Source organism: Parashewanella sp. 2210YD4-3 (assembly GCF_056591735.1).
The window spans coordinates 82,014-95,013 of record NZ_JBWQOG010000011.1; the positions used below are offsets into that span (position 1 = coordinate 82,014).

The 13,000-nt window shown below is 40.0% G+C and carries 12 protein-coding genes and 1 pseudogene; 8 read left to right on the plus strand and 5 right to left on the minus strand.

The features are described 5' to 3' along the window. Positions 1–2: 2 nt before the first annotated feature. Both AC1EU0_RS15470 and AC1EU0_RS15475 read right to left on the minus strand, forming a co-directional pair. The gene (locus AC1EU0_RS15470; protein WP_480303466.1) at positions 3–1,259 is read right to left on the minus strand and encodes an NAD(P)/FAD-dependent oxidoreductase; all 1,257 of its coding nucleotides are present in this window, start codon (positions 1,257–1,259) and stop codon (positions 3–5) included. A gap of 14 nt (positions 1,260–1,273) precedes the next feature. Further along, positions 1,274–2,314, minus strand: coding sequence for a proline racemase family protein (locus AC1EU0_RS15475; RefSeq protein WP_480303467.1), 1,041 nt, complete (start codon positions 2,312–2,314; stop codon positions 1,274–1,276). Positions 2,315–2,489: 175 nt separating this feature from the next. On the opposite strand from AC1EU0_RS15475, the gene AC1EU0_RS15480 reads away from it, so the two are divergent. The 6 genes from AC1EU0_RS15480 (at position 2,490) to AC1EU0_RS15505 (ending at position 8,488) form a co-directional block, all read left to right on the plus strand. Beyond that, on the plus strand, positions 2,490–3,401 hold the full coding sequence (locus tag AC1EU0_RS15480; RefSeq protein ID WP_480303468.1) for a dihydrodipicolinate synthase family protein: 912 nt from the start codon (positions 2,490–2,492) through the stop codon (positions 3,399–3,401). Between the two features lie 38 nt (positions 3,402–3,439). Beyond that, on the plus strand, positions 3,440–4,438 hold the full coding sequence (locus tag AC1EU0_RS15485) for a 4-hydroxyproline epimerase (protein ID WP_480303469.1): 999 nt from the start codon (positions 3,440–3,442) through the stop codon (positions 4,436–4,438). 187 nt (positions 4,439–4,625) lie between these two features. Beyond that, positions 4,626–6,161 (plus strand): aldehyde dehydrogenase (NADP(+)), encoded by a 1,536-nt coding sequence (locus tag AC1EU0_RS15490; protein ID WP_480303470.1) that lies wholly within the window; start codon positions 4,626–4,628, stop codon positions 6,159–6,161. Positions 6,162–6,277: 116 nt separating this feature from the next. Beyond that, a complete protein-coding gene (locus tag AC1EU0_RS15495) occupies positions 6,278–6,949 on the plus strand; it encodes a GntR family transcriptional regulator (RefSeq protein ID WP_480303471.1) in 672 nt (223 codons plus the stop codon). Between the two features lie 29 nt (positions 6,950–6,978). Then, positions 6,979–8,055 (plus strand): beta-ketoacyl-ACP synthase 3, encoded by a 1,077-nt coding sequence (locus tag AC1EU0_RS15500; protein WP_480303472.1) that lies wholly within the window; start codon positions 6,979–6,981, stop codon positions 8,053–8,055. Between the two features lie 145 nt (positions 8,056–8,200). Then, positions 8,201–8,488: a hypothetical protein gene (locus AC1EU0_RS15505; RefSeq protein ID WP_480303473.1), complete on the plus strand. Its 288-nt coding sequence runs from the start codon at positions 8,201–8,203 to the stop codon at positions 8,486–8,488. A gap of 84 nt (positions 8,489–8,572) precedes the next feature. Here AC1EU0_RS15505 and AC1EU0_RS15510 read toward each other — a convergent pair whose 3' ends face one another. Further along, a complete protein-coding gene (locus AC1EU0_RS15510) occupies positions 8,573–9,058 on the minus strand; it encodes a hypothetical protein (RefSeq protein ID WP_480303474.1) in 486 nt (161 codons plus the stop codon). A gap of 188 nt (positions 9,059–9,246) precedes the next feature. Here AC1EU0_RS15510 and AC1EU0_RS15515 point away from each other — a divergent pair, with 188 nt between their 5' ends. After that, entirely contained in the window at positions 9,247–10,302 is a 1,056-nt protein-coding gene (locus AC1EU0_RS15515) for an ankyrin repeat domain-containing protein (protein WP_480303475.1), read from the plus strand. Between the two features lie 18 nt (positions 10,303–10,320). Next, a pseudogene (locus AC1EU0_RS15520) lies at positions 10,321–11,331 on the plus strand (ankyrin repeat domain-containing protein); the annotation flags it as partial. A gap of 207 nt (positions 11,332–11,538) precedes the next feature. Here the strand turns inward: AC1EU0_RS15520 and AC1EU0_RS15525 are convergent. Both AC1EU0_RS15525 and AC1EU0_RS15530 read right to left on the minus strand, forming a co-directional pair. Continuing rightward, positions 11,539–12,156 (minus strand): thiol:disulfide interchange protein DsbA/DsbL, encoded by a 618-nt coding sequence (locus tag AC1EU0_RS15525; protein WP_480303476.1) that lies wholly within the window; start codon positions 12,154–12,156, stop codon positions 11,539–11,541. A gap of 14 nt (positions 12,157–12,170) precedes the next feature. Then, the gene (locus tag AC1EU0_RS15530) at positions 12,171–12,992 is read right to left on the minus strand and encodes an NAD-dependent epimerase/dehydratase family protein (protein ID WP_480303477.1); all 822 of its coding nucleotides are present in this window, start codon (positions 12,990–12,992) and stop codon (positions 12,171–12,173) included. Positions 12,993–13,000 lie beyond the last annotated feature (8 nt).

The window sequence follows — 13,000 nt, forward strand, 5'->3', positions numbered from 1 at the left end:
TGTTAAAACCGATTAATATTATAAGGTGTCAGGTCAAAATCTACTTTTTGGTCTGACATTTTTTGAGCCACCAGCTTGCCAGTAATGGCCGACCAAGTTAAGCCTAAATGTTGGTGGCCAAAATTAACAAAAATACTTTCATGTTTTGTGCTACCCAAAACAGGTAAGCTATCTGGTAAAGAAGGACGAAACCCCATCCACTCTTCCTGTTCATCGGAGCATGATATACTTTCCAACTCTGGTAAGAGTGCTTTCCCGTGAATGAGAAACCGATTAGAAATTCCTTTAGTTGCTTCTTGCTCCATCCCACCAAACTCAACCATTCCGGCAAGTCGTGTTCCTTTTGTCATTGGTGTGATGATGCACTTTCTTTCGTAAGAAGTTACCGGGCGCTTGAGTTGTGAATGATGATTCAACATGAGATGATAACCTCTCTCTGTCTCTAGTGGCACTTTATACCCCAAATTTTCGAGTAAAGATTTACTCCATGCACCTGAAGCGACTACGACTTTTTCAGCTTTTAACGTAACTCTTTTCGCTTTATAAGACGCTTTACCATTCAATAAAACTGGTTGGTGTCGAAAATTAATTTCTGTGACGTCGAGCTGTCTGATTTCTCCACCATTTTCAATTATCTTCTCAGCCAAAGCCTCACAAATTAACTTAGGATCTGGAGTATGTGCAGTATCAGTAAAATACAGAGCAAACTGAATGTCGTGGGATAAGCTTGGCTCTAGCTCATGTAAGTCCTTGGATGTTAAGAAAGTCACAGGGATCCCTGCACTTTTATAGGCTTGGTATTTTTTTTCGACTTCCTTTATAGGAGTTGATTCAAATACTAAAAGACTACCATTCTGTTGTATAAGTTCAGGTCTTTTACAATATTCAAGCAAGATTTGCATTTCTTTAATCGCTTGGCTATTGAGTACGGCAATACTTGTAGAATTTTTAATTCTTTTTTCAGGTAGCATTTCCATCATAAACCGGACAAACCAAGGTATTGCCTTGTAAAAGTAATTGCGTTTTATCCTGAAAGGCCCGAGAGGATCGCATAGCATCTGTGGAACTTTTAGCAATAATTCAGGATCAGCCAGAGGGAATACTTGTTCTGTTGCAAAGTGACCTGCATTACCGAATGACGCCCCTGCACCTATACCATTTTTATCAACGACTGTAACTTGATAGCCTATTTTTTGTAGGTGTAACGCTGTTGCCAACCCTACAATCCCTGCTCCAACTATTACTACTTGATTTTCCATTTATTCGTCATCCATTAACGCAGTAGAAACCCATATTTAAACGGGTCATTCTCATCGATCATGAATTCGTGTCGTCCCGTTATATAGGCAGTTCCAGTAACTTCAGGTATCACCGATTGCTTTCCAAAGAAGTCAGTTTCAGAAATTGCAGTCACGGTCATAGAACCACCTACAATGCTTTCTATTGATAAAGTTTGATTAAGCGTTATCTCATTTCTCGCGTTGAGCAAAGCCATTCTTGCTGACACGCCTGTTCCGGTTGGCGAGCGATCAACTTCACCATCGGCGAAGATACATATATGTTTGGAGTGGCTTTCTTGTTTATCTGTTATTTCTGAAGTAAAAATCGTTCCGTAAAGAAAGCTTAGATCTGATTCTAAGGGATGACAGATGTGATACTTTTCACTCGCCGCCTGTTTGATTTTTTTGCCAAGTTCGATCAGCGTTGTAATATTGTTAGAAGTACATTCGATTCCATACTTATCGGCATCAACGAAAGTGTAATAAGCGCCGCCAAAGCCAATATCAAACTCAATGACTCCGATGCCTTCAATCTCAATCCTGCAATCGAGAGCCTCAGCCCATGACTCTACATTTTTGAATTTGGCCAAAATATTACCCTGCTGATCTTTCACAGCCCTAGCTATAACTTGACCAGCAGGAGTATCGACTTTGTAGTGCTTTTCTCCGTTTACCCATCCATGATTGTCAGCTTGGCTCGCAACAGTAGTTAACGCCAAAATAGCATGACCACACATGCTACTGTAACCTTCGTTATGGATAAACAGAACGCCGTAGTCTGAATCTTTTCGCTCAGGCTCCGTGATTAAGGCACCATACATGTCAGCATGACCTCTTGGCTCAAATATGAGCGCTTGCCTAAGATGATCTAGATGCTCTTTAGCATAACGGCGCTTCTCTAATATTGTCTCACCTTTTAAAGTTGGGAAACCCTCGGTAATTATTCTTAGAGGTTCGCCTTCGGTATGCACGTCTATGGTCTTGATACTAAGTAGATTCGACTGCTGAGTTCCTGAAATTGAAAACGAAACCATAATTCACCCTAACTTTATTTTTTAACTAAAAGGACTTAATGTTATCTACTTGCCTAGCCATCTCAAACAAAAATAACATTAATTTAACTATTGCAATTGTGTTGCAAATAAAAACAGTGCATTATTGTATACAATATTCAAAGTGTAAAACAAATATTTATCCATGAGGCATAAAATGACTGTTAATTGGCAAGGGGTTTATCCTGCAATTTCTACCCAATTCAATGAAGATGGCACCATTAATTTTTCATCTAACGCAGCTATGTTAGAAGCACTGATTGCCGATGGTGTCGATGGCATCATTGCACTAGGAACTATCGGTGAAAACGCTTCTCTCTCAGCTGATGAAAAACGTCAATTCATAGAGCAAACTGTAAAAACGGTAAATGGAAGAATAACTGTAATTTCTGGCTGTACCGAATACACAGCAGAGCTCGCAACTCAATATGCAAGAGATGTTCAAAAACTCGGTGTTGACGGATTAATGCTCTTACCTGCCATGGTCTACCATGGTACCGACCGAGAAGTGGTCACTCATTACCAAACTGTGGCTAGAGCTGTACCAGAGCTGCCAATCATGATCTACAACAACCCCGTTGGTTATGGTGTCGATATCAACCTCGATATGACCGAAGTATTAGCAAACGAAAGCAACATCATTGCGATAAAAGAGTCCACGACTGACACTCGCCGCTTAACTGAACTTCAAAGCCGTTTTGGTGATCGGTTTATTCTATTTTGTGGTGTAGATGATATTGCTTTAGAAAGTATATTGCTTGGCGCAACAGGCTGGATTTCTGGTTTAACGAATGTGTTTCCTAGAGAGTCAGTAACATTATATAAATTAGCCAGACAAGGCAGAATAGAAGAAGCAAAAGAGATTTATCGTTGGTTTATGCCTTTATTGCGCTTAGATACCATTCCAACATTAGTTCAATGCATTAAATATGCAGAACAATTAGTTGGCAGAGGGAGTGAAAACGTTAGATTGCCACGACTTAAGCTAATTGGCGAAGAACGTACTTATGTTGAAAAAGTGGTTTCTGAGGCACTTCAGAATCGAATAGATTTGAACAAGTTTCAATAATAAAAAGCCACAATGCGCTTAATTTAGGAGTTGTAGCAATGATCCAAGGAACATTTACTTGCATTGATGCTCATACTTGTGGAAACCCTGTAAGACTTGTCACAAGTGGCCATCCGAACCTGATTGGGGATACCATGAGTGAAAAGCGCCAGGACTTTTTGCGCCATCATGACTGGATTCGTACCGCTCTCATGTTTGAGCCTCGTGGTCATGACATGATGTCTGGCGCATTTCTGTACCCAGCATGTAACCCTAACTCAGATGCTTCAATTTTGTTCATTGAGACGAGTGGATGCTTACCAATGTGTGGGCACGGAACAATAGGTGCAGTGACAGCGGCCATTGAAGCAGGTTTGTTGAAACCTAGAATGCCTGGAAAACTAATTTTAGATACTCCGGCAGGCCAAATTCAGGTTGAATATAAACAAAATGGCAATCGAGTCGACTGGGTAAAAATATTCAACGTTGGCTGTTATCTCGCCCACCAAGATGCTGAAATCGAAGTAGCAGGCTTAGGAAAGCTCATAGTTGATGTCGCTTATGGAGGTAACTTTTATTGCATTGTTGAACCACAAACTAACTTCCCAGGGCTAAGGGAGTGGACAGCCAATGATATTTTACACTGGAGCCCTTTAGTACGTGAAGCCGCAAGCTCACTACTATGTATACACCCAGATGACCCTACCGTTAGTGGTGTGAGCCATGTACTTTGGACAGGAACAACGATTAATAAAGACTCTGATGGTGCCAATGCCGTATTTTATGGCGAAAAAGCCATCGACCGCTCTCCATGTGGAACGGGCACTTCAGCTCGACTTGCCCAACTCTATACCAAAGGAGAATTAACCGTTGGTGATACTTATAAACACGAAAGCATTATTGGTAGTCAATTTATCGGAAAAATAGAATCAAACACTCAAGTAGGAGCATACTCAGCAATCATGCCGAGTATTCAAGGTTGGGCAAGAGTCACGGGGCAAAATACCATAATCATTGACGATGACGACCCTTACGCCCATGGCTTTCAAGTAGTTTGACAATTCGCATAACAAGCTTTTTATTTCAAAGTGCTCAACTGATACGAATAGAAGCAATAGAGTGGTGAAGAAAATGTCTGTGACAGGATGTTACAGATTTAAGCACATGGATGTACAATTCTATTGGCATCCACACTATTTAGCTAAGAGCATATGTACATATAGAGTATTAATAGGAAAGATTACAATGACAAGGTTATCACAGGACATTTTAGGTCAGCATTTTATCAATCAAGTATGGATTGGCGAAGGAACAACTTTCCGAAGCTATGATCCTATTGCTAACCAAGAAAGCCCTTGGGCTTTCTTTCAGGCAACTGAAACATTGATAGACCAAGCTGCACAGGCTGCACATTCCGCTTTTACAAAATATAGACAAACTACTCCAAAGCAAAGAGCTCACTTTCTTGAAGCCATTGTAAAAGAAATCGAGGCAACTAAAGACGAAATAATACAAGTTGCCATGAAAGAAACCGGACTTCCAGAGGCTCGGTTAATTGGTGAAACTGGCCGTACTTGCAACCAACTATTAATGTTCGCAAACTTTTTGCGAAAGCCTAATGATAACGTAGAAATTGATTATGCCGAACCGAATCGCAGCCCGTTGCCCAAACCTGATACTCGTTTAAGTCATTTACCTTTAGGGCCTGTAGTCATTTTCGGAGCCTCAAATTTCCCACTCGCGTTTTCAACCGCTGGGGGAGATACTGCATCAGCATTAGCCGCAGGCTGCCCAGTTATAGTAAAAGGTCACCCGCTTCATGCTGCGACATCTGAATTAGTCACCAAAGCCATTGAAAAAGCAATAATCGAAACCCAAATGCCTGACGGCGTATTTAACTTAATTCAAAGTAATGAACCTGAAATTTCTGCCGCTCTTACTAAGCATCCATTAATTAAAGCTGTTGGGTTTACAGGTTCATTGAAAGTTGGAAGAATTTTGGCTGATTTATGTGCCCAACGTCCTGAACCGATACCTTTTTATGGTGAGCTAGGTTCAATTAACCCTCAAGTGTTGTTACCTAACCAATTAGAAGCCAATGCTGAAACATTGGCAACAACACAAGTAGAATCAATGATGATGGGACATGGTCAATTCTGCACTAGCCCTGGTTTAATTATCGCGCTTAAAGGCAATAGCTTAGAGCGCTATAAAGAGAGAATTGCCACTGTTATAAAGAAACAAGTTTCAGCGCCTATGCTTTCCCTTGGTATTGCTACTCAATACCAACAGCAAACTAATGTATTAGCAAACCATCTTGCCACTCTAACCATCGCCGAGGGAACCCAACCTGCAGAAGAGCACCATGTGCAACCAAAGTGTTTTTGTGTATCTAGTAAAGCCTTACTTCAAGATAAAGAGCTACAACAAGAAGTATTTGGCCCTTGTTGCATTATTGTTGAATGTTGCGATGATGACGAACTCCTCCACATTATCACTAAACTCGAAGGTCAATTAACGGCCAGTGTCCACGGGGATACAGAAGATCTGGAACAATATTCGAATATTATAACTGAGTTGAGTTATAAAGTAGGACGCATTATTTTTAACCAAATGCCTACTGGTGTTGAGGTTTGTTATTCTATGAACCACGGTGGTCCATACCCTGCTAGCACTGATACTAAATCAACGTCTGTAGGTATTAAATCCATCAATCGATTTTTAAGACCAATTTGTTTTCAAAATGCTCCATTTTCAGCATTACCTCTTGAATTGCGGTAAAATGCTACGAGTTTAAAAAAATATAAAGGGAAAACTGGGGTTTCCCTTTATTTATTATTTTTTAAGGGGTATCTTGGAAAGAATGATATAAAATATGTAAAAAATAAAATTACCTCATGAGTCAAAAAACACCCATCGTTCATAAAACCAGAACCCAAGTTGTCGTTGAAGTACTAAGAGAGAAAATTTTATCCGGTGATATTGCGGCAGGCGAACCATTAAGACAAAGCGCTTTAGCTGAAGAACTTAATGTTAGCCGTATACCTATTCGTGAAGCATTATTGCAATTAGAAGCCGAAGGCTTAGTCAAATTTGAAGCACACAAAGGTGCAACGGCAACCTGCCTATCTGTTGATCAAGTAACAGAGTTATTTGAACTAAGAGCTATGGTTGAAACTGATTTGCTCGCAAAAGCGATACCGAATATGCAACGCACTGATTATGCTGAAGCTGAACAAGTTTTAGAGCTATTGGAATCTGCGTTTAAACAAGAAAACGCTGTTGCAAGTTGGAGTGAGCTCAATACTCAATTTCATACTTGCTTATACCAAGCTGCAAATCGTCCACACACATTAGAAGTGATTCAATCTCTGAACACCAATTGTGACCGTTATATTAGATTACAATTATTACTTGGTGGTGGCATACCTAAAGCTGAGCAAGAGCATAGAGAACTGCTTGAGTTTTGCAAGAATGGCAATATTGATGAGGCCTGTGAGCTTTTAAAAACACATATTCTTCATGCAGCTGATGCCATAAAAAACATGGTTGCACAACAAGTTAACTAATACTAAGACCGTAGTAAAGAGAACCTAATATGCCAAACGCTATGATCACAGGATGGGGGAAATGCGTTCCTCCTGCCGTACTGACAAATGATGATTTAGCCACATTCATAGAAACTTCAGATGAGTGGATCAAAACCCGAACAGGAATTAAGCAACGTCATATCAGTCATGTCAACACATCTGAATTAGCAACTGTTGCAGCCAAAAGAGCACTAGCTGCGGCGGGTATTGATGGAAGTGAGCTTGATATGATCATCCTTGCTACAGCCACTCCTGATACTTTAGTACCCAATATCGCAGCTACAGTTCAAGCCAATGTAGGAGCAAGCTGCGCCGCTTTTGACATCAATGCAGCATGTAGTGGCTTTCTATATGGTTCAGGTCTTGCAACTGCACAAATTGAAAGTGGTCAATGCAAAAAAGTATTGGTCATTGGTGCAGAACGCCTCACTTTCATGATTGACTGGTCACGCCGTGAAACAGCTGTATTATTTGGCGACGGAGCTGGTGCTGCTGTATTTGAAGCGACAGAGAGCGACAGAGGCGTGCAAGCATACGCACTTAATAATGATCCTGAAGGAAGAGAAATTCTTAAAGCTTCGTTCGGTACAGGAATGGATCGCTTCGACCCTAAATCTTTGGATTTTTACATCCAGTTTGATGGTCAAGAGATCTTTAAACGCGCAATCAACGGAATGAAAAATCTGAGTGCTCAGGTGTTGGAGCGCTGTGGTGTTGAAAAAGATGACGTTGATATTGTGATCCCACATCAAGCCAATGAAAGAATCATTGATACACTTGTTGCTAAGATGCGCATCCCTAAAGAAAAAGCATTTGTTAACATCGCTAACTACGGTAATACTTCTGCAGCAACAATCCCAATCGCCATCTGCGATGCAATTGAGCAAGGCCGATTAAAGCCGAATCAAACCATCTTATCTTGTGCGTTTGGTGCAGGTCTGACTTCTGCTGCAATGCTTTTAAAGTGGGGAGATAGAGTTACTCCTATCAATGAAAGTGATGCTGAGTTACCACCTTGTGACCAAACAGGTTTGGAACTAGCTAAAAAAGCTGTTGACCATTTTTGTAAGAAGAATAAAGAGTAAAGATTCTACTCTAAAAAGCCCTGAATTTCAGGGCTTTTTTATATCAACGGATGCTTGATATGGCATTATTTCTGAGCTAAAGTTTTTAAGAATGAAGTGAAAGTTGTAGAGGTAAACTAAAACAAACAAAGATTAGGGATAAGCTATGAAACGACTAAAAGAATCACAACTAACTCTAGAGCAAGAAATCCAAGCCTACAATAAAAAAGCCAAGCGCCCTATCGACTTGCAAGACAATAATGACCCAGTCGAACTTGAATCAATTCTCGATAAAATCACTCTAAGTGAATCAAATCACCATCGCCGTACAGGTAAAAGCTCAAAAGAGCACGCCACAATAAAAGCAGCTATTGCTGATGTGCTACTACTGCTTGATGGTTTTGATCTAAAAGATAAAAAACCAAAAGAAATGACAGAAGAAGATGAAGTTTAGGCGTTCAATTTACAAGAAGCTCATCCCAATAAATATCTTGTTGGAAATATTTCGCTAGTTTTTCGTTTAGCGCTGTAAAGCTACTTATTTGAGTTCTTGTCCACTCAAACAAAACCAGATGAAACGATAGCAATTATTAGCAAGTAATTCATACTCTCGGTAATGGTAAACCTGCTCCTTAGCCCGTTCTGCTGCTGAGGCGCAAGATATTGGCTCAGCCATATTGTTACATGCGACATAAATAGTTTCTCCACTTCTTTGCCTCAAAAACCGTTCTGTAGAAACCACTCTAACTAAGCCAGAACCATGAAGTTCAATAATGGCATCATCGCACCAAATGCCAACGTGACAAACAACCCCATATACATGACAACACACGATTGCGCCTTGGGTGGGCACAACTTTTTTATTTGAAGAATGAATTAGACTTGGAGAAAACTTTAACTCTGGCTCACCTAAATTCATGGGTGAATCTATCCGATTAAGCAAAGTGTCTTTTTTATATTGTTTATATTCAGCAAGTGCAAGTGCGCCCACTGCCCCACCTAGTAAAAAGAAAGGTATTGGCATTTATTTGTACCCATCAAAGGAAGCTCTGTTAACACTCTAGCCTTCAATAACAAATCATAAAAGTATTGAAATGTAACCATTTTTATCTTTGGTTCAGTCAAATCACAGCATCAATGTATGAATATTAATGAAATTTTTTAAAACATATTTTGTCAACTGATAACATTAATTTGAATTGAGTTAAATCTATGACTGAAGCAACAAGGCGCTCCACGTTAACCCCTACTACAGAACTTGTTTTAGTTTACGAACAAACACAAGCAGCCTTTTCATTGGAATGTGGTGATAAAAAATACGGAATAAGTCATGGGCTATCTGAATTAGCCAGTAACTCTATAAATGGACACCAAGCGGTTCTTCAGTTTCATCAATTTGAACAAGGTGCGCTTGAACCTGCGATAAGCCTACTTGAAGTAAAAATTGAACATACCACTAGCGCAGGAAAATGTTGGAAAGTAAGTCAACTAAATAGGAGCATGCGCGTATTTGCAAATACTGAGGATAACGCTATCAGTCATCTCGAACAAGAAATGAATATGCTTCAAAAAGAATTAAAAGCACAACCTGTTGGGGTGGCCTTTACGCATGCGATTCTATCAAAAAACCTGAAACTGCTTGAAGCTTATCTACAAGCAGATATAAACCCAACCTGCTTCATAGATAGAAAAAACTACACTTTAAAAGAAAAAGAGGCTGCGCCAGAGCAAGGGTTTACTATAAAATGGAGTCGGCCTTATGCTTGTGAGTGTTATACCAGGCATAACATTGCTGATCACACCTGTCGAAATGATGTAAAAAAATACTACTGGGGTTCTACTGCCCAGTTTGAGTTCTCAGCACTTTCAACAACTCAAGTGACCCCGCTCCACATCGCAGTATATCAAGCACATGAGCCAACTATAGCTTTGTTAGTCGCAGCTGGAGCCAGACCTGTTTTAAAAAACTCAAGTGGAAATACTGCTTTACACTTGGCTTGCACTAAAGAGCGACACCACCTTATTCCAGAGCTAATAAAATCTTGTAAACCCGATGATCTAGATATAACGGACTTCGAAGGTAATAACGCTATACGCAAATTGATAGAGCTAGGCCAACTTCAACGCGTTAAAGAATTGGGGGATGCAGGAGCTAATTTAGAAATACCATCAAAACTAGGTACTAGCCCTTTACAACTTGCCTGCCACTGCAATAAACACCTTACGTCGGGATATTTATTGGAAAAAGGAGTAAATGTTGACTATTAAAATCCACAAGGCCACGCAGCTTTGCATCATGCAGCAACCTCAGGCAGCGTCGATTGTATCGAAACATTACTGAAATACGCGCCACAAGTTGATATACAAGATAATAACGGTTGCACACCTTTATACCTATGTTTAAAAAATTGCGATAATCCGAAGGGAATAGATGAACACTTAATAAAGCATGGAGCCAACCCATTTATAAAAAACAACAAAGGAGTTAGCCCTGCAATGTTAGCGGCTCAAAAGGCCAATCATTCAAAAGTGTTAGCAAGGTTTTTAAAAACCGATACTGAATTTAAAAGCCCTGAGACTCGAGAAAGTGCGATAGAAGAGTTATACAAAGAAGCAACGAAAGCCAACAATATGGAAGCTATTCTCATACTGATTGATGAGATGCCAGAAAATGCTTTCCAAGAGAGAGTTCTCGGGGTTTTCGACGTAGCCACTTCCCGCCTTGACCAGCAAACAATCGATAGATGTATAGAACGAATGAAAAAGGCAAAAATTATTGTGCCTGCACATGTTGTTGCCAAAGCGATAATTAAGGGACCATCTGATTTACAAGCACACACAGAAATGGTGAGTTCCTTACTTAGCATTCCTGCTCAATTGACAAATGTAAAGGAAGGTAAAAGCGCTTTGCTCCTGGCTGCAATGCATTGGTCAAAAAGACCAGAATTAGCCAATGCTATATGTAATATCATCATTACCTCACGTGAAAGAGAGCTGGACTTAGAACCAATGCACGCTTATTGGGGAGGCACATCAACTCAGCGAGTCATCATTGATAACCTAGGCTATGTAGCAGCAATGGATTTTATGGCTCAATATCGCGGCATTCGAAAAAGGCTAAGCCAAGCAAGTAATGTAAACGTAACAGAGTTCGAACAAAAAGAATCTGAGGGGTGGGCTGAACTTGAACCAAAAGGTGTATACCCTTCTGTCACTAACACTCCCAAACAGCTACTAAACTCTAAGAATATCCCCCTTGAGGACATGACTTCTATAACGAAAAAAGACGATAAATAACCTAATCCAAGAGCAATGCAACTCTATTATATATAAATAAAGGGTTAAGCCCTGTAGCAGAAGGTAAAATATATTCTTCTATAAATATGACATTCCACTTCAGTCTCTATCAAACCATAAAGAAGATAAAGCAAAAGAAGTGGAAGAAGTTAGCTAAACTCTCTATAGGAGTACCTACTTGTTCTTATTGCAAGCAGATAGTTGCCATTACTTAACTTTCAAGCTGACTAAGTAATTTACAATATCAACTAACTCGTCCGCAGACTTACCTGCTGGATTAACCTCATAAATCCCATTAATCAAAAACGTTGGAACGCCGCTTATTCCAGATAGCTGAACCTGAATCCCATATTCACTTAAAGCTGCTTTTTTATTTGCAGAATTATAAACTTTATCAAAATCCGCGGCCGTTACTCCTTGAGAAATAAAAAAGGCTCTCAGCTGGGCTGAAGAAGTAAACGGACCAGCTTCTTCATGAATATAGTGAAAAATTTGACTATGAATTTGGTTGGTAATTTTAAGTTTTTGGGCAACAAAGTAGGCTTCTTGACCTAAGATCCAACTAGAACGACCCGCTCCAACAGGTGTTCTTACAAAAGCCACCTTACCTTTGAGCATTGTCGCCATTTTTTCAATACTTGGATCAGCATGATAGCAATGCGGGCAATTGTATGAGAAGAATTCTCTTATCACTGGCTTATGCGCCTCAGGTATACCCTCGACTTTGATGTAATCTTTACCTTCCAAATAATGCCCTGCAAAGGCTGGGTTACATAACATAGACAAAACGCAGAACAAAGCAGTAGCATAGAGCTTCTTAATCACAATATTCTCCTCAATTAGCAAGCATCAAGTGCTAAATATAGATCGTAAAACTGGTAGGAAAAATCCAATTCATTACTAATTTTCTCGCCACTCACTTCTTTTCCACGAATTCCATCCCCTAAAAACCTTGGTCGCTCTCCACCAAAGTGAAGAGTTGCTCGCGTATAGAACTCACTGCGAGAAGGATGGTGAGGCGAACAGACATTATAAACTTTGCTTGCTGAATCAGCTGTTAACAATGCCCTCATAGCCGCAATACAATCTTCTAAGTGGACGAGATTGACGACTTTATCACCCGCAGGAATGTCCGACTTCCCCGCAAAAAAACGTCCTGGTGGACGATTAGGCCCGATTAACCCCGAAAATCTAAGAACATGTCCATTTGCATGTTGTAAAAATAAATTTTCAGCCGCTAACATGGTTTCACTAGATGCAGAGTGAGCAGATGCATCAACTTCTTTCATAACGCGATTGTCATCAGGATAAACAGATGAGGAACTAACAAAAATTATCTTTTTGCATTTATCAACATCAACTAAACGCATCAACTTTTTAATCTGGATTAAAAAAGAACTTGAAGTCTGCTTTCGTAATCCAGGTGGAATACAAACAATCAGATAATCAGACTGTAACAATGGCTTAATGGCTAACTGTTCAACCTCTGTCAAATTCAGACTTAAATCTAAAGCGAAAGCGTTAACACCAGCACGATTTAGTTCATTAAGCGACGATGAAGCACGTTTACTGCCAGAAACCTGATAGCCAGCACTCAACAAACTTTGTGCTAGAGGGAAACCAAACCAACCACACCCAACAATAGTTACGCTGCTATTCATATTTTACC

Excerpts from the sequence above, each read along its gene's own strand:
- AC1EU0_RS15470 (WP_480303466.1), bottom strand. The coding sequence starts at position 1,259 with ATGGAAAATCAAGTAGTAATAGTTGGAGCAGGGATTGTAGGGTTGGCA.
- AC1EU0_RS15475 (WP_480303467.1), bottom strand. The coding sequence starts at position 2,314 with ATGGTTTCGTTTTCAATTTCAGGAACTCAGCAGTCGAATCTACTTAGT.
- AC1EU0_RS15480 (WP_480303468.1), top strand. The coding sequence starts at position 2,490 with ATGACTGTTAATTGGCAAGGGGTTTATCCTGCAATTTCTACCCAATTC.
- AC1EU0_RS15485 (WP_480303469.1), top strand. The coding sequence starts at position 3,440 with ATGATCCAAGGAACATTTACTTGCATTGATGCTCATACTTGTGGAAAC.
- AC1EU0_RS15490 (WP_480303470.1), top strand. The coding sequence starts at position 4,626 with ATGACAAGGTTATCACAGGACATTTTAGGTCAGCATTTTATCAATCAA.
- AC1EU0_RS15495 (WP_480303471.1), top strand. The coding sequence starts at position 6,278 with ATGAGTCAAAAAACACCCATCGTTCATAAAACCAGAACCCAAGTTGTC.
- AC1EU0_RS15500 (WP_480303472.1), top strand. The coding sequence starts at position 6,979 with ATGCCAAACGCTATGATCACAGGATGGGGGAAATGCGTTCCTCCTGCC.
- AC1EU0_RS15505 (WP_480303473.1), top strand. The coding sequence starts at position 8,201 with ATGAAACGACTAAAAGAATCACAACTAACTCTAGAGCAAGAAATCCAA.
- AC1EU0_RS15510 (WP_480303474.1), bottom strand. The coding sequence starts at position 9,058 with ATGCCAATACCTTTCTTTTTACTAGGTGGGGCAGTGGGCGCACTTGCA.
- AC1EU0_RS15515 (WP_480303475.1), top strand. The coding sequence starts at position 9,247 with ATGACTGAAGCAACAAGGCGCTCCACGTTAACCCCTACTACAGAACTT.
- AC1EU0_RS15530 (WP_480303477.1), bottom strand. The coding sequence starts at position 12,992 with ATGAATAGCAGCGTAACTATTGTTGGGTGTGGTTGGTTTGGTTTCCCT.